Annotated in this window: 17 protein-coding genes; 12 read left to right on the forward strand and 5 right to left on the reverse strand. The window is 71.9% G+C overall.

The annotated features are described in order from the left end of the window. Positions 1-215 precede the first annotated feature (215 nt). The 3 genes from AC6EUL_RS06805 (at position 216) to AC6EUL_RS06815 (ending at position 2,007) form a co-directional block, all read left to right on the forward strand. On the forward strand, positions 216-770 hold the full coding sequence (locus tag AC6EUL_RS06805; RefSeq protein ID WP_499869667.1) for a sigma-70 family RNA polymerase sigma factor: 555 nt from the start codon (positions 216-218) through the stop codon (positions 768-770). Continuing rightward, positions 767-1,417 (forward strand): NrsF family protein, encoded by a 651-nt coding sequence (locus AC6EUL_RS06810; protein WP_499869570.1) that lies wholly within the window; start codon positions 767-769, stop codon positions 1,415-1,417. Before AC6EUL_RS06805 ends, AC6EUL_RS06810 begins: the two co-directional genes overlap by 4 nt. Positions 1,418-1,530: 113 nt before the next feature. Continuing rightward, positions 1,531-2,007, forward strand: coding sequence for a DUF411 domain-containing protein (locus AC6EUL_RS06815; RefSeq protein ID WP_056220158.1), 477 nt, complete (start codon positions 1,531-1,533; stop codon positions 2,005-2,007). A gap of 114 nt (positions 2,008-2,121) precedes the next feature. Here AC6EUL_RS06815 and AC6EUL_RS06820 read toward each other — a convergent pair whose 3' ends face one another. After that, positions 2,122-3,285 carry an AI-2E family transporter gene (locus tag AC6EUL_RS06820; protein ID WP_499869572.1) on the reverse strand — a complete coding sequence of 388 codons (1,164 nt, stop codon included), beginning with the start codon at positions 3,283-3,285 and terminating at the stop codon, positions 2,122-2,124. Between the two features lie 298 nt (positions 3,286-3,583). Here AC6EUL_RS06820 and AC6EUL_RS06825 point away from each other — a divergent pair, with 298 nt between their 5' ends. The 9 genes from AC6EUL_RS06825 (at position 3,584) to AC6EUL_RS06865 (ending at position 11,073) form a co-directional block, all read left to right on the forward strand. After that, a complete protein-coding gene (locus AC6EUL_RS06825; protein ID WP_055949487.1) occupies positions 3,584-3,886 on the forward strand; it encodes an acyl carrier protein in 303 nt (100 codons plus the stop codon). A 75-nt stretch (positions 3,887-3,961) separates the two neighbouring features. After that, a complete protein-coding gene (locus AC6EUL_RS06830; protein WP_056220162.1) occupies positions 3,962-4,432 on the forward strand; it encodes a 3-hydroxyacyl-ACP dehydratase FabZ family protein in 471 nt (156 codons plus the stop codon). A 42-nt stretch (positions 4,433-4,474) separates the two neighbouring features. Then, positions 4,475-5,614 carry a beta-ketoacyl-ACP synthase gene (locus AC6EUL_RS06835; RefSeq protein ID WP_056382708.1) on the forward strand — a complete coding sequence of 380 codons (1,140 nt, stop codon included), beginning with the start codon at positions 4,475-4,477 and terminating at the stop codon, positions 5,612-5,614. Between the two features lie 52 nt (positions 5,615-5,666). Continuing rightward, on the forward strand, positions 5,667-6,965 hold the full coding sequence (locus tag AC6EUL_RS06840; RefSeq protein WP_499869574.1) for a beta-ketoacyl-ACP synthase: 1,299 nt from the start codon (positions 5,667-5,669) through the stop codon (positions 6,963-6,965). Next, positions 6,962-7,741: an SDR family NAD(P)-dependent oxidoreductase gene (locus tag AC6EUL_RS06845; protein WP_499869576.1), complete on the forward strand. Its 780-nt coding sequence runs from the start codon at positions 6,962-6,964 to the stop codon at positions 7,739-7,741. Before AC6EUL_RS06840 ends, AC6EUL_RS06845 begins: the two co-directional genes overlap by 4 nt. A gap of 13 nt (positions 7,742-7,754) precedes the next feature. Further along, positions 7,755-8,033, forward strand: a complete 279-nt coding sequence (locus tag AC6EUL_RS06850) for an SH3 domain-containing protein (RefSeq protein WP_056220174.1) — start codon at positions 7,755-7,757, stop codon at positions 8,031-8,033. 109 nt (positions 8,034-8,142) lie between these two features. Further along, the gene (locus AC6EUL_RS06855) at positions 8,143-9,165 is read left to right on the forward strand and encodes a zinc-binding dehydrogenase (protein ID WP_499869578.1); all 1,023 of its coding nucleotides are present in this window, start codon (positions 8,143-8,145) and stop codon (positions 9,163-9,165) included. Between the two features lie 92 nt (positions 9,166-9,257). After that, a complete protein-coding gene (locus AC6EUL_RS06860; protein ID WP_082514156.1) occupies positions 9,258-10,295 on the forward strand; it encodes a lipid A biosynthesis lauroyl acyltransferase in 1,038 nt (345 codons plus the stop codon). A 4-nt stretch (positions 10,296-10,299) separates the two neighbouring features. Then, positions 10,300-11,073 carry a DUF1223 domain-containing protein gene (locus AC6EUL_RS06865; protein WP_056348541.1) on the forward strand — a complete coding sequence of 258 codons (774 nt, stop codon included), beginning with the start codon at positions 10,300-10,302 and terminating at the stop codon, positions 11,071-11,073. A gap of 131 nt (positions 11,074-11,204) precedes the next feature. Here the strand turns inward: AC6EUL_RS06865 and AC6EUL_RS06870 are convergent, their stop codons facing one another. From AC6EUL_RS06870 to AC6EUL_RS06885, 4 genes are all read right to left on the reverse strand, one after another. Then, entirely contained in the window at positions 11,205-12,080 is an 876-nt protein-coding gene (locus tag AC6EUL_RS06870) for an outer membrane protein (protein WP_499869581.1), read from the reverse strand. A 395-nt stretch (positions 12,081-12,475) separates the two neighbouring features. Further along, positions 12,476-13,771, reverse strand: a complete 1,296-nt coding sequence (locus tag AC6EUL_RS06875) for an aminopeptidase (protein ID WP_082486901.1) — start codon at positions 13,769-13,771, stop codon at positions 12,476-12,478. Positions 13,772-13,879: 108 nt separating this feature from the next. Continuing rightward, positions 13,880-14,173 (reverse strand): DUF2218 domain-containing protein, encoded by a 294-nt coding sequence (locus AC6EUL_RS06880; protein WP_056220187.1) that lies wholly within the window; start codon positions 14,171-14,173, stop codon positions 13,880-13,882. Between the two features lie 235 nt (positions 14,174-14,408). Beyond that, positions 14,409-15,875, reverse strand: a complete 1,467-nt coding sequence (locus AC6EUL_RS06885; protein ID WP_499869583.1) for an FAD-binding oxidoreductase — start codon at positions 15,873-15,875, stop codon at positions 14,409-14,411. Between the last annotated feature and the right edge of the window lie 119 nt (positions 15,876-15,994).

Below are 15,994 nucleotides of genomic sequence, written 5' to 3' on the forward strand. Positions count from 1 at the left end.
TAACCTTTCGGGCCAGGATTGCGGACTGTCCGTTTGAGCGGCGGGAGCGATTCCGTGTGGCGATTGGGCCGCCGACCGCGTGAACTGGATCGCCGGACGAACGGCGTGCTTCGGCGACACCGCGTGGCCGTTATGAGGAGTTCTGCGGGGTGGCGGATGATGTGATCGACTTCGTTCTTCCGCTCGGCGGCCATGAACCGGCTCGCCTAGCTCGCGTGTCCCAGGCGGAGGAAGAACTGCGTGGCCTGCTCATCGCCAGCCTCGGGGGGAGCGCCGTCGACTACCGGCGCTTCCTCGAGCGCCTCGGTTCGCATCTGCGCGCGTACTACAAAGGCAAGCTGGTCCGGTCCGGGCGGACGGACACCGAGGCGGAGGACCTGGTCCAGGAAACCCTGATGGTGATCCATACGCGGCGGCACACCTATGACGTCACGCAGCCTGTGACGCCATGGGTCCACGCCATCGCCCGATACAAACTGATCGACCATCTCCGGCAGACGCGCGCGACCGCTGCGAACGTCCCCGTCGAGGATGCGGGTGTGCTGCTGGCCCACGGCGATCACATCGCGGCGGAGAGTTCCCTCGATGTCGCGCGCCTGCTCGCGCACTTGCCGGCCAAGATGAGAAGCGCGATCCAATCCACGAAGGTCGACGGCCTGAGCACCGCCGAGGCAGCCGCGCGCTCCGGCATGTCCGAGACGGCGGTCAAGGTGAGCGTCCACCGTGGCCTGAAGGCGCTGGCGAAACTGGTCGGAGGCACGGCGCGATGAAGACGGACGACCTCATCGGTTTCCTGGGCAGCAGTTTCGAGCGCGAACCGGTTCGGACCTCGTGGATGACCCGGCGGCTCGGCCTCGCCGTGGCCGTGGGCGCCGCTTGTGCCCTCTTTCTCGCGCTCGCCGTCCTCGGCGTACGCCCCGGCCTCATGCAGGGCCGCCCGCTCCTGTTCCTCGCCTTCAAGCTCGCCTTCGCGGCCGCGGTCGGTGGCCTCGCGATCCGGTATCTCGTCAGGGTGGCCAGTCCGGGCGGGGAGAGCCGCGTCCATCTCGGGATCGCGGCATTGCCGTTCGTCGCGGTCGCGGCCCTGGCCGGGGCCAGCCTCACGACGGTGCCCCGCGAGCACTGGCATGTCCAGATCTCGGGCCATTCCTGGCTCGAATGCCTGGTCTCGATCCCCCTGATCGCCATCGTTCCGTTCGCCCTCGTCACCTGGGCGGTCCGCCGGTTCGGGGCTCCGACGGACCTGATTCGCGCCGGAGCCCTGGTGGGTCTCGCAGCGGGCGCCGTGAGCGCGCTCGGCTACTCGCTGCACTGCATGGACGACACCGTCCCGTTCGTCGCCGTCTGGTACGGCGGGACGATCGCGTTGTGCACCCTGGCCGGGGCGGTTCTGGGGCCGCGTCTCCTCCGCTGGTAGCGCGCCGCCGAGCCTCCCCGCACCTGAGCCCGATGCTGTCGGGACAGGGGCGGGGGGGATGGGATCGGTCAACGGGCCCGGGCGGCCGAATAGAGGACAAACGGGAGATGAGGATGGGGACGGAAACCTTGGCGTCCCGGCGAGACGTGCTCGTCGGCCTAGCGGCGGGACTGATGCTCGGAAGGCCCGCCCTGGCGGAGGGTCTGCCCCGGGTCGCCGTGGCGAAGGACCCGAGTTGCGGCTGCTGCGAGAAATGGGTGGCCCACCTGCGGGAGGCCGGCTTCACGGTGACGGTGACCGAGGGGCCCGTGAACCCGGTGAAGGCGCGCCTCGGCGTGCCGCGGGACCTCGCCTCCTGCCACACGGCCGAGGTCGGCGGCTACGTGGTCGAGGGGCATGTGCCGGCCGGCGCGATCAAGCGGCTGCTGGCGGAGACGCCCAAGGCCACGGGACTGGCCGTTCCGGGCATGCCGGCCGGCTCGCCCGGCATGGAGGTCGAGGGCATGGAGCCCGACACCTATGCGGTGATTCTGTTCGGCCCGGAAGGCCGAAGCCCGTTCGCCCGGTACCGTGGCGGGGTGCCGGCGTAAGACCGCGGCGCGACCGGACCGGGGATCGGGCGCGGGCCGACCTGGCTGAGCCGCCCGGGGGCCTCGAGAGCCCTCGGACCGACGCGTCCGGGCACCGGATGCGGACCCCGGGGCTCAGGCCCGGGGGCCCTCGGCCGGCTCGCCCTGCGTGAAGTCCCGCCAGAGCAGGATCAGCGCCGCCATCACGGCCGGGCCGAGGAACAGCCCCAGGAGGCCGAAGGTCTCGACGCCGCCGAGGATGCCCAGCAGCACCCAGAGGAAGGGCAGGCGGGTGGTGCCGCCGATCAGGGCCGGACGCACGAAGTGGTCCGCCACGAAGGTGACGACGAAGCCCGCCACCACCACGACCGCCGCCGGCACCACCGCGCCGTTGGCGAGCAGGATCGCGGCCGCGATGCCGAAGACCAGGGGCGCCCCGAACGGGATCATCGCCGCCACCGCCGTCAGGGCCCCGAGCAGCACCGGGTGCGGCACGCCGGCGAAAAAGTAGACGATCCCCAGAAGCAGGCCCTCGCCGAGGCCGACCAGGACGAGGCCGTCCACGGTGCCGTGCACCGAGGCCACCATCTGCCGTGCCACCCGCTCGCCGCGGGGGCCGAACAGCTTGGCGCTGGCGGCCAGCACCTGCGCGGCGACCGCCCGGCCGTCGCGGAACAGGAAGAACAGCGCCACGAGGGTGAAGCCGAACAAGACCACGCGCCGGACGATCTGCGCCCCGAGGCTGCGGGTCACGCCGATCACCGAGGAATTGTCGAAGCGGTGCAGAAGCTCCGAGCCGGCGGCGGGGTGGCTCAGATTCTCCGCCCACCAGGCCTGCGCCTGCGCCGCACCGAAGGGCAGGTGGCCGAGAAAGTCCGGCACGGGGATGCCGGATTTCTCGAAGGAGCGGGCCCAGGCGACCACGTCGTGGGCCTCCCGCGCCGCCTGCACGCCCAGCACCACCAGGGGAATCAGGAAGACCAGGGCCACCGCCGCGGTGAAGAGGAGCGGCAGGAGGATGTTGTGCCGGCCCGGCGGCCAGCGCCGCTCCGCACGGGCGTAGAGGGGCCCGAGGGCGATCGCCAGGATCACCGCCCAGACCAGGGCCGGGATGAAGGGGTGCAGGACCCAGATCCCGAGGCCCGCCAGGGCGAGGAACAGGGCAAGGCGCGCGAGGCTCTGCGCCGAGCCCGATACCGGGTGCGCCCCCGCACGCGGCGGAGGGTCGGAAAGCGAGCGCGGGTCGGGCGCGCCCGCCGGCGGCGGGCCGGCCGGCGTCACGGAGGGAAGCTGGACCATCGTGTTGTGCGACCTCGTGCGGAGCGGCCGCGGCGGCCACGTCCTGCCGGTGCATCTAGTCCATCGCCGCGGGATCGGAATGGAGGCGCAGGCCGGATCGCGACGCCGTGATGGCCACGGTTGCCCCTCCTGACCCCCTCGTGTAAGGGACCGCCTTCACTGTCCAGGGCGGCGGCAGCGCCGGCCCACGGGGCATGCTGCGCGACCGGGGGCACCGGGCATCATGCGCCGGATCGCTCCGGCCCCCGATCGGCACGGGCCGAATCCGGCGGGATACCCAGTCACACGGCGAGAACGCATGTCCGACCAGACCCACACCGCCACCTTCGACCGCGTCGCGGACATCATCGCCGACACCGCCGACATCCCGCGGGACACGATCACCCCCGAGAGCCACGCCATCGACGATCTCGGGATCGATTCGCTCGCCTTCCTCGACATCGCCTTCGCGGTGGACAAGGCCTTCGGCATCAAGCTCCCCCTCGAGCGTTGGACCCAGGAGGTCAACGAGGGCAAGGTGCCGGCCGAGGAGTACTTCGTCCTGAAGAACCTCTGCGCCCGCATCGACGCCCTCGTGGCCGAGAAGGCCGCCAAGGCCTGAAGCCGGGCCGCCCGGGACGCCCCGGGCGACCGACGCCGCCCCTTCGACCCCCGCCCGCCCGGGACCCAGGACGCCATGCGCCTCGAATATTTCGAGATGATCGACGCCGTGACCCGCTTCGACCGCGAGGCCGGCCGGATCGAGGCCCTGGCCCGCGTGCCGATGGAGAGCCCGGTCTTCGAGGGGCACTTCCCCGACCACCCACTGGTGCCGGGCGTGCTGCTCACCGAGACCATGGCCCAGGCCTCGGGCTACCTCGTGCTCGCCCATCTGGGCTTCCGGCAGATGCCGTTCCTGATGGGCGTCGACAAGGCGCGCTTCCGGTCCTTCGTTGGCCCGGGCGCCGAACTGCAGATCGAAGCCAGCCTCGAACATGACGGCTCGGGCTACGCGGTGACGAAGGCGGCGATCCAGCACGACGGCAAGCCGCTGGCCAATGCCGAGCTGCGCTTCCGCACCATGCCGTTCCCGGCCGGCCTCGACGGGCCGATGCGCGCGCGGGCCCGCAAGATCGGGCTGTTCGATCTCGCGGGCGAGCCCGCGTGAGCGTGCGGCGAGCGAGCGTCCAGAGATGAGCGACGAGGTGAGATGAGCAGTTCGCGCGACGTCGTCGTCACCGGCATCGGCCTCGTCTCCTGCGCGGGCGAGGGCATCGCGGCGCATCTCGCGGCCCTCGGGGCCGGCGCGCCGGCGCGCACCGACACGCAGGCCTTCGCGCCCTACACGGTGCATCCGATGGCGCCCCTCGCCCTCGACGGCCAGATCCCGAAAAAGTCCGACCAGCGCCAGATGGAGCCCTGGCAGCGCCTGGGCGTCTACGCCGCCGGCCTCGCCCTGGATTCCGCCGGGGTGAAGGGGGATGCCAACCTGAAGGGCCGCATGCACCTCGTGGTCTCGGCCGGCGGCGGCGAGCGCGACACCGCGGTGGACGGCGCGATCCTCACGGGCCTGCGGGAGGCCGCCGATCCGGGCGCCTACCTCAACGAGCACCTGCAGAACGACCTGCGCCCGACCCTGTTCCTGGCCCAGCTCTCGAACTTGCTCGCCGGCAATATCGGCATCGTCCACGGGGTCACGGGTGCGTCCCGCACCTTCATGGGCGAGGAAGCCGCGGGCACGGACGCCCTGCGCATCGCCCAGGCGCGGATCGCCTCGGGGCAGGTGGACTGCATGCTGGTGGGCGGCTCCTACAGCGCCGAGCGACCCGACGTCATGGTCATCCACGAGATGGGCGGCTTCCTGCGCGCCCGCGACTTCCGCCCGGTCTTCGACCGGACCCCGGCGGCAGAGGCCGGCTTCATCCTCGGCAGTGCCGCCGCCTTCCTGGTTCTGGAAGCGGCCGAGCATGCCGCCGCCCGCGGGGCCCGGGCGCTGGCGCGCCTCGGCCCGGTGGCGAGCGACCGCACGACGCGCACGGCCGGCAGCACCGAGGCCAGCCTGGCGGCCCTCTGGACGACGGCGGGCGTCGCGGCGCCCGAGATCGTCCTCGCCGGTGCCACCGGCGTCGCCCCGGTCACGACCGAGGAGGGCGCAGCCCTGGCGCGCCTCGCCCCGGGCGTGGCCGTGACGGCTCTGGGCGATGTCACCGGCCACACCCTCGAGACGGTGGCGCCGTTCGGCGCGGCCCTGGCGGCGGCGCTCGTCGCCGAGAAGGGCCTGCGCGAGGTCGCCGTGACGGTGGTGGGCCATCGCCGGGGCGAGGGCGTGATCCGGGTGACGGCGGCCTGACCCGGGGCGATCCCGGACTCCGGTGGTGACGAAAAGAGTATAAGACGGCGCGATGACGAACCAACCTCCCCGGGACGCCAAGGTCCGCGACGCGAAAGGCCGGCCGCTGGTGGCGGTCACCGGCCTCGGCATCGTCACCTCCCTCGGCCAGGGCCAGGCCGACAACTGGGCCGCCCTGACCGCCGGCCGCTCCGGCATCCACGCCATCCGACGTTTCCCCACGGAGGGCCTGCGCACCCGCATCGCCGGCACTGTCGACTTCCTCGATACCGACCCCCTGGTGGCACCGGCCCTGTCCCAGCGCTTCGCGGAAGCCGCCGCCGACGAGGCGATCGCGCAGTCGGGCATCGGCCGGCCCGGGGACTTTCCCGGCGCCCTGTTCATCGCCGTCCCCCCGGTGGAGATCGAGTGGCCGCAGCGTCAGGCCCTGGCCGAGGCCTCGGGCCAGACCGGCCCGATCACCTATGCGGACCTGCAGCGCGCCGCTGCGAGCCGGCGCTTCGACCCCTGGCATGACCTGTTCATCTTCGGCACGGTGGCCGACCACATCGCCGACCGCTTCGGCACCAAGGGCTCGCCGATCTCCCTCTCCACCGCGTGCTCGTCCGGCGCCACCGCGATCCAGCTCGGCGTCGAGGCGATCCGGCGCGGCGAGGTCACGGCCGCCCTCTGCATCGGCACCGACGGCTCGGTGAACCCGGAATCGCTGATCCGGTTCTCGCTGCTCTCGGCCCTCTCCACCCAGAACGACCCGCCCGAGGCCGCCTCAAAGCCGTTCTCCAAGAACCGCGACGGCTTCGTCATGGGGGAGGGCGCGGGCGCCCTCGTCCTGGAGGACGCCTCGGCGGCGCGCGCCCGCGGCGCAAGGATTCTCGGCTACGTCCTCGGCTGCGGCGAGAAGGGCGACGGCTTCCACCGCACCCGGTCGAGCCCCGACGGCGCCCCCGGCATCGCGGCGATCCGCGCCGCCCTGGCGGATGCCGACACGGCGCCCGACGCCATCGACACCGTGAACGCCCACGGCACCTCGACGCCGGAGAACGACAAGATGGAGGCGATGAGCTGCGCCGCCGTGTTCGGCGACCGCATCCGCACCCTGCCGGTCTCGTCCAACAAGTCGATGATCGGGCACACCCTCACGGCCGCGGGCGCGGTGGAGGCGGTGATCTCGCTCCTCACCATCGCGCACGGCCGGATCCCCCCGACCATCAACTACGCGGTCCCCGACCCCGCCATTCCCCTCGACATCGTAGCCGAGGCCCGGGACATGCCGGTGCGTCGGGTGCTGTCGAACTCGTTCGGCTTCGGCGGCCAGAACACCTGCCTCGTTCTGGCGGACGAGCCGGCATGACGACGGACCCGAGCGCCGGGCCCGGCCGCCGCGTCCTCGTCACCGGGGGCGCCTCCGGCCTCGGCGCCGCCATCGTGCGGGCCCTGGTCGCCGCCGGCCACGACGTCGCCTTCACCTACCGGTCCTCCGCCGAGGCCGCCGAGGCGCTGGTGGCGGATCTCTCGGCGGCCCATCCCGACCGCATGATCACCGCGCAGGCCCTCGATCTCGCCGATCGCGCCGCCGTCGCGGCGTTCTGCGAGGAGCTCGAGGCCAGCGACGGCTTCCACGGCTTCGTCCACAATGCCGGCCAGTCCTACGACGCCCTGGCGGCGATGCTGGACCAGGACCGGGCCGAGGCGGCCATGCAGGTGAACTTCTGGTCGCTGACGCGCCTGGCGAAATCCCTGGTCCGGGGCATGACCCGCGCGCGCGCGGGACGGATCGTCGCCATCGGCTCGGTGGCCGCCCTCCGGGCCAACCCGGGCAACGCGGCCTACGCCGCGACCAAGGGCGCCCTCATCGCCTATTGCCGCACCCTGGCGGTCGAGTCGGCCAAGCGCGGCGTCACCGTCAACGTGATCGCGCCGGGCTTCATCGATACCGGGATGATGGCCCCCTACGCCGCCTACCGCGCCACCATGGAGCGCCAGATCCCGGCCGGCCGCTTCGCCCGGCCGGAGGACGTCGCCGCCCTCGCGGCCTTCCTGATGGGCGAGGGCGCCGCCTACATCACCGGCGCGGTGCTGCCCGTCGACGGCGGCCTCACCGCGATGATGGGCGTCCATCGCTCCTGAGGCCGAACCGAGCATGTCCCCGATCCCCGCCGCGCTGGTCCTCCTGCTCCTCGCCGCCGGTCCCGCCGCCGCGGCCGACGCGTTCCGGGTCGACGGGCTCCCGCGCGGCGAGACCCTGAGCATCCGCGAGACGCCGGATGCCGCCGCGCCCGCACTCGGCCAGGCCCCGCTGGGCGCCCGCCTGCGCGGCTTCGGCTGCACCGCCGAAACCCCGAGCGGACTGACCTGGTGCCGAGTCAAGGCCGGCCCGATCCTCGGCTGGGCCCGGCGGCGCTACCTGTCGCCGGAGTGAGGCCGGCCCGGCGGGTTGATGCCTCGACCCGCGGAGGCTAGCGAGAGACGCATGAACGCCCAGCCCCTGCGGGGGCATCCGCGGCGCCCCGCGAACGGAAGCGAACTCCATGCAATCCCTCCAGCTCCACGGTGACCGCGACCTGCGCCTCGAGGACGTCGCGGAGCCCGCGCCCCCCGGCCCCGGCGAGGTCCAGATCCGCGTGCGCGCGGTGGGCCTGAACTTCATCGACGTCTGGGGCTTCCGCGGCATGGCCTTCGCCAAGCGCAAGCTGCCCCTGGCGGTCGGGGCCGAGGCCTCGGGCGAGATCGTCTGCGTCGGGGAGGGCGTCACGGGTCTGGCCGCGGGCGACCGGGTGGCGATGTACGGCGCCCGGACCTGCGGCCGGTGCAAGGCCTGCCAGGAAGGCCGCGACAACCTCTGCGAGGATGTCTCCGGCGTGATGGGCTTCCACATCGACGGCTTCGCCCGCGAGCGGGTGACCATGCCGGCGCGCCTCGTCATCAAGATGCCGGACGGCGTCAGCTTCACCGATGCGGCCTGCGCCCCGGTGGCCTTCGGCACCGTGCAGCACATGCTGTTCGACAATGCCCGCCTGGAGCCGGGCGAGAGCATCCTCGTCCATGCGGGCGGGTCCGGCATCGGTACGGCGGCGATCAAGATGGCCAAGGCCATCGGCTGCACGGTCTTCACCACGGTGGGCGACGACGCCAAGGGCGAGAAGGCCAAGGCGCTCGGCGCCGACCACGTCATCAACTACCGGGAGGAGCGCTTCGAGGGCGAGGTCCGCCGCCTGACGAGGCGCAAGGGCGTCGACGTGGTCTTCGAACATGTCGGCCCCGACACCTGGAACGGCTCGCTCCTCTGCCTCAAGCGCGGGGGACGGCTCGTCACCTGCGGCTCCACCTCGGGCGTCTCGACCAGCATGAACCTGATGCAGCTGTTCCAGCAGCAGTACCGCATCACCGGCTCGTTCGGCTGCTCGATGGCCAATATCCGCGACGCCATGGCCAAGATGGCGGACGGCCTCACCCCCGTGGTGGACACGGTCCTGCCCCTGGCCGATTTCGCGAAGGGGCTGGAGCGCCTGGAATCCCGGAAGGTCTTCGGCAAGATCCTCGTGACGCTCTGAGTTGCAGGCCGCACGGGTGCCCTCCCGGGCTAAAATGAATTATGCCAGGGGCCAGGGTCGTCGCCGGAACGCCCCGCGTCACGGGATTCGTTTTGCTTCGCCTTGCCCTCGTCCTGAAGCGTAACCTGCCGCGGCTGGCCGGCCTCGCCATGATTCCCCTGATCCGGGGACTGTTCTGGCTGGCGCGCCTCCTCGGGGCCGAGCGTGCGAGCCGGGTCGGCGGCTGGGTCGCCCGGACGGTCGGTCCCTTCCTGCCGGCCCACCGGATCGCGACGGCCAATCTGCGCGCGGCCTTCCCCGAGCGGGACGAGGCCGCGATCCGCGCCCTCGCCCGGGAGGCCTGGGACAATCTCGGCCGGACGGGTGCGGAATACGCCCATCTCCACACGCTGTTCGATCTCGATCCGGCGGATCTCGCGGCGGGCGGGCGGATCACGGTGGCGGGCGAGACGCATTTCGCCGACCTGCGCGACGACGGCAAACCGGGCCTGATCTTCTCCGCCCACCTGGCGAACTGGGAATTGCCGGCGATCTGCGCGGCCCAGTTCGGCCTCGACGCCACCGCGATCTTCCGTCCCCCCAACGACGCGGCCTCCGCGCGCCTGGTCCAGGAGGTCCGCCGCCAGACCATGGGAGGCCTGGCGGCGGCGGGGCAGGGCGCGGTCTTCGCCATGCAGGGTGTGGTGGAGCGCGGCGGCCATCTCGGCCAGCTCATCGACCAGCACTTCACCCGGGGGGTGGTGGTGGAGTTCTTCGGCAAGCCGGTGCTGGTCAATCCGCTGCTGGGCAAGCTCGCCCGCCACTACGAATGTCCCGTCCACGGCGCGCGGGTGGTCCGCCGCGACGGGACGCGCTTCCATCTTGAACTGACGCCGCCCGTCGACCTGCCGCGCGACGCCTCGGGCGCCATCGACGTGCAGGGGGCGATGCAGGCGATGACTCGGGTGATCGAGGGCTGGATCCGCGAGAATCCCGGTCAATGGCTCTGGATGCACCGGCGCTGGCGTCCCGCGATGCTGCCGAAGCCCAAACCCGCTCAGGGTCCGGCTTCGGGCACGACGGCCCCGGCCGGCGCGCCGGAGGATCGAGCGACCGTGATGACGGGGAATGGCCCGGCGACGGTATCCTGATCCCATGAGCCGCGCCGCCCCGTCCCTTCCGCGCCGAACCGTCGGCCTGCGCCTCGCCCTCCTGGTCGCCGCCGGTGCCCTGGTGGCGGGTGCAACCCAGGCCCTGGCGGGTGAGCGCACCCCGGTGGTGATCGAGCTCTACACGAGCCAGGGCTGCGCCTCCTGTCAGCCGGCCTCGCGGGTGCTCGGGGAGTTCGCCCGGGAGCCCGGCGTGATCGCCCTGACCTTCCCGATCACCTACTGGGACTATCTCGGCTGGAAAGACGCCTATGCCCAGCCCGCCTTCACGGCGCGGCAGCGGGCCTACGCCTCCCTACGCGGCGAGCGACAGGTCTTCACGCCCCAGGCCATCGTCAACGGCGAGCCCTCGATGATCCGTTCGGATCGCAACTCCCTGGAACGGGCCCTGCGCCGGGCCCGGGCGACCAGCCCCATCCAGGTGCCGGTCCGGAGCTGGGAAGAGGGCGACCGGATCTGCGTCGATGTCGGCGCGAGCACGGGACCGGACACCAAGGCCGAGCTCTGGCTGCTGCCCGTGATGCGGCGGCGGCGCATCGCCATCGGCGGCGGCGAGAACAAGGGACAGGTGTTCGACTACATCAACGTCGTGCGCGGGATGCACCGGATCGGCCCCTGGACGGGTCATGCCGCCCATTTCGAGGTGCCGCGCCACGCGGCCCAGGTCGCCGATGCCGATTCCTACGTCGTCGTGCTGCAGGGGGGCAACGAGGGCCGCCCCGCCCGCATCCTCGGCGCCGCCAAGGCGCCTGGCTTCTGAAAGGCACCTGGCTTCTGAAAGACACCGGGCTTCCGACAGCGCCCCGGGATCGCTCCCGGGGCGCCGTTTGACCGAGCGGCCAGTCTGATCGGGCTGGGGAGGCTCGGGCCAAAAGCGGGTCCGGCGACGGGTCAGTACGTCCCGAACTTGTAGTTCAGGCCGGCGCGGACGACGGCGAACTCGTCGGAGCGGCGGCTGGTATAGCCCGTCGCGGCTGCATAACCCGTGCCGGAAACGCTGTACTGGGCGCCCGTCGAGTTCGAATAGGCGAACACGCCGTTGGTGCTGTTCCGGTCGAGGCTGACATAGAGGCCCTCGATTTTCACGGTCACGGCGGAGGACTTGAAGAAGTTCAGGAACGAGTCGGAGGGCAGGGCGTACTCGATGCCGCCGCCCGCGGCCCAGCCGGTGCGGAACGTATCGGTGCTGCTGCTGGGCAGGCCGAAGCTGGAGCCGCCCCCGCCGCCATAGGCGAAGCCGCCGGTGCCGTAGACCAGGGTCCGGTCGAAGGCGTAGCCGAGGCGGCCCCGCACGGTGCCGAAGTAGTCGAGGTTCGACAGGCCGTTCGGGTTGACGAAGGTCAGGTCCGCGTTGGGCGTGCCGACGAAGGACGCCGTGTTGCGGTTGATGCCGAAGCCGAGATACTGCGCATCCGCCTCGACGCCGACCACCACGCCGGAGCCGGGCGTGAACTGATAGTTGTAGCCGATCTGGCCGCCCCCGGTGAAGCCGTTGTTGGCGTTGCGGTTGCTGAAGGCCACGAGGCCCGGATCGGCGCCGTTGGCGACGACGCCGGAGGCGGCGGTGGTACCGATCACGGTGGCGCCGCGGCTGCTGTTGGCATCGAAGCCGTAGCCGGCGTTGAGACCCGCATAGAACCCGGTCCAGCTGAAGACCGGAACCGTGGTGAAGACCGGCGGCGCGGCGCGGCGCGGAAGGTCGGCGGCAGAGGCCGCTCCGGCGAGCAGGACAGCCATCGGGCCGGCCAGGAGAAGGGGCTTGGTCATGAGATCCTCGTTGTCTCCCTCGGGAGATGGCGAACCCGAACGACGGTTCCAACCCGCAGACCGGTGCCGGACACCCGGCGCGGAAACCCGCGGGCGCCCGGGCGCCACCGCGACGAGGCCGGCCCCGATCTCCGCATCCGTGCGCCGGCAGACACGGGAGCGCGGGGATCGGGCGGTCGTCTACGCCTGCCGAACCCGCCCGAGGGCGGCGGCAAGTCTGTACGGACATCCGTTCGAAAGTCCGTGGCCGGTGCGACCACGTCCGGACCATGCGTGGGAAATTTGCCCACGTCAATTCGAGAGCCGTCAATAGCGTGCGCCTTCACACGGAAGAGGGCCCACGCGGACGGATGGCGTGTCGGATCAGGCGGGCGGGCGACGCCGCCGGGAGGGCGTCAGTCGACCCACTCGCCGGCGCGCATTACCGGAACCGCCCGGCCCTCGGCGGAGAGTCCGTCAACGTCGATCCGGTCGGAGCCGATCATCCAGTCGATGTGGATCAGGCTGCGGTTGGCACCGCGGGCCGCGAGGTCGTCCGCGCTGAACTCCGCGCCGCCGTTGCGGAAGCATTTGCTGTAGGCCTGGCCCAGGGCGATGTGGCTCGCCGCGTTCTCGTCGTAGAGGGTATTGTAGAATAGGAGTCCCGAGGCGGAGATCGCCGAGGAGGCGGGCACCAGGGCGACCTCGCCGAGGCGGCGCGCGCCCGCGTCGGTCTCCAGCACCTTGGCGAGCACGTCGCCGCCGGTGCGGGCGGTGGCCTCGACGATGCGGCCGCCCTCGAAGCGCACTTGGATCCCGTCGATCAGCGTGCCCTGGTAGGAGAGCGGCTTGGTGCTGGTGACGGTGCCGTCGACCCGGTCCTTGTGCGGGGTGGTGAACACCTCCTCGGTGGGGATGTTGGCGTTGCAGACGATGCCGCTGCGGGAGGCCGAGGCGCCGCCGCACCATTCGTGGTCGTCGGCGAGGCCCACCGTGAGGTCGGTGCCGGGTCCGAAGAAGCGGAGGGCCGCGAAGCGGTGGGCGTTGAGCGCGTTCATCCGGGCGTGAAGGGCGGCGTTGTGCGCCTCCCAGGCCGCCACCGGGTCGGGGCCGTCCACCCGCGAGGCCGCGAAGATCGCGTCCCAGAGGCGGGACACGGCCTCGGCCTCCGGTAGGTCGGGGAACACCGTGCGGGCCCAGGGCGTCGTCGCCGCCGAGACGATGGTCCAGTTGGTGGAGAAGTTGGCGATGAGCTCCAGGGCGGGCACATAGGCCTTCGACCGGGCCTGGTTGGCACGGGCCACCTTGGCCGAGTCCTGGCCGGCCAGGAGGGAGGGATCGTCGCCCGCGATGGCAAGGCGGGCCGCGCCGTTGCGGTAGGCCTCGGCCATGCCGCTGTAGAGCCAGCCGGCTGCGGTGTCGAAGGCCGCCTCGGGGGCGTGGGCGAAGCGCGCCAGGGTGGCGGCATCGTCCGTGTAGAAGGTGGTGACCAGGGAAGCGCCGGCCTTGTAGGCCTGTTCGGTGATGAGGCGGGCCAGCGGCACCGTCTCGAGCGGCGCGGTGATCACGAGTTCCTGGCCGGGCCGGAGACCCAGGCCGACCTTCACGGCGACCTCGGCCAGGCGCTCCAGGCGCTCGGCATGCCGTGCCCCGTGCGACGACGCGGCCCCGGTCGGTGTGGAGCCAGCGGTTGTCTGCGCGATCCCGTCCATGCCTGTCTCCCGATGCTGCCTTCAGCGCTGTGCGCTCAAGATCAGGTCCCGGGACGGCAGGTCAACCCTCGGTGGACGCAGGCCGGGCGAGCCGGCCACGGCGTGGGTTCAGGCCGCGCGGGACCAGGTGATCTCGCCGAGGTTCTCGCGGAAGGCGAAGCGCAGGAGATGGTCGGAGACCACGTTCTCCAGGCGCGTCAGGGCAGCCGGATCGGGCGTCGCGACCCGCATCAGCAGGGCGTCGGGGCCGGCCTCGAAGGTGCAGACGCGGTCCTCGCCGAAGGGCACCCGGCCGGCCTCCTCGGTGGCTTCCACTGGGAACTTGTGGCTCCAGTGACGGCAGAGCTGCTTGAGGTAGCGGCTCGCCTCGGCCGTCGGGACTCTCGCCTGGGAAGTCGGCATCGAACGTGTCTCCTGCTCGGTCTTCGATCGCGACGTCTGATCTGTTCTCTCGTCCAAGAGAGGGCGGAAGGGTTAAGACCGGCCTAACCCACCGCACTGCAACCAGCCGTGCGCCGTTGTCGTGCAACCTCCTCCGCCCGCAGCGGAGCCGATTTATGGCGCATTGCCGTCGATAATCTGGCAAGTCTTTGTGCGCCGCACAACAGCAATCCGGACGGGCCCGGTCCGGTTCCGCCTAAATTTTTGTTGAGCCTTCGAAAAAGCCGAATGACGCCCCCTCGCCGGCCCGGCGGTCGGGCAGAACCTTGCCCGGGTTGAGGATGTTTGCCGGGTCCAGGGCGGCCTTGAGGCTGCGCATCAGGTCGAGGGCCACCGGGTCGGCGTAGCGCGCCAGTTCGTCGCGCTTCAGGAGGCCGACGCCGTGCTCGGCCGCGATCGAGCCGCCGAGCCCGGCGACGATGTCGTGGACGATCCGGTTGAAGCGCTCCCAGGCGGCGAGGAACGCGGCGCGGTCCATGCCCATGGGCTGGCTGAGGTTGAAGTGGATGTTACCGTCACCGAAGTGCCCGAAGGCGCAGACGCGCAGACCGGGCATCGCCGCCTCGCAGGCCCGCGTCGCCCGCGCGAGAAACTCGGGCAGGCGGGAGAGCGGCACCGAGACGTCGTGCTTGATCGAGCCGCCTTCCGCCTTCTGGACCTCGGAGAGGCTCTCGCGCAGATCCCAGAAGGCGTTCGCCTGCGCCTCGCTCGCCGCCAGAGCCGCATCTTCGAGGAGCCCCGCGTCCTGCGCCCGGGCGAGCAGCATCTCCATCAAGGTCGCCGCGTCCTCGCCGGGTCGGGTGGTGGAGAGCTCCACCAGCGCGTAGGCCCCGTGCGCCCCGGCCAGGGGCCGACGGGCCCCGGCCCGGTGGCGCAGGACGATCTCCAGCCCGAAGGGGGCGATGTACTCGAAAGCGGTCAGGGTCGGGCCGGCCTCCGCCCGCAAGCGCCGGAACAGCGCCAGGGCGGCCTCGGCCGAGGCGAGGCCGACGAAGGCCACGGCGCGGGAGGTCGGCCGGGGAAAGAGCTTCAGCACCGCGGCGGTGATCAGCCCAAGCGTTCCCTCCGAGCCGAGGAACAGGTGCTTGAGGTCGTAGCCGGCATTGTCCTTGCGTAGGCCCTTCAGCCCGTTCCAGACCCGGCCATCGGCCAGCACCACCTCGAGCCCGAGGACGAGGTCGCGGGCGTTGCCGTAGGCGAGCACGGCGGTCCCGCCCGCATTGGTGGAGAGATTGCCGCCGATGCGGCAGGACCCCTCGGAGGCCAGCGAGAGCGGGAACAGCAGGCCGGCGGCCTCGGCGGCCGCCTGGACGTCGGCCAGCACCATGCCGGCTTCCACGGTGATGCTGGCATTGACGGGGTCGATCGCCCGCAGGCGCGTCAGGCGTGTCATCGACAGCACGATGCCCCCCTGCGGCAGGCCGCCGCCGACATGGCCGGTGTTGCCCCCCTGGGCCACCACCGGCACCCCGGCCTCGGCGCAGGCACGGACCACGCCGGCGACCTCGGCGGTGTCGGCGGGCCGTACCAGCGCCAGGGCTTGTCCACGCCGCAGCCCGCGGGTCTCGGCGAGGTGGGGCGCGAGGTCGGCCGGGTCGGTGAGGACGTGGGCGGCGCCGAGACGCGCGGCGAGGTGCGCCAGCAGGCGGGAGGGGTCGGTCACCACGGAACTCGCAACGGCAGGCCTCGGCTCGCGGCAGGATGGCGCGGCCGGGCCCGCTGCCTATGATAGGGATGGCGCGGCGTCCTGTGCAGGGCGAGCGACCGGGCGCCGCGCCGCAT

It is taken from the genome of Methylobacterium sp. 001424705, from assembly GCF_059816145.1.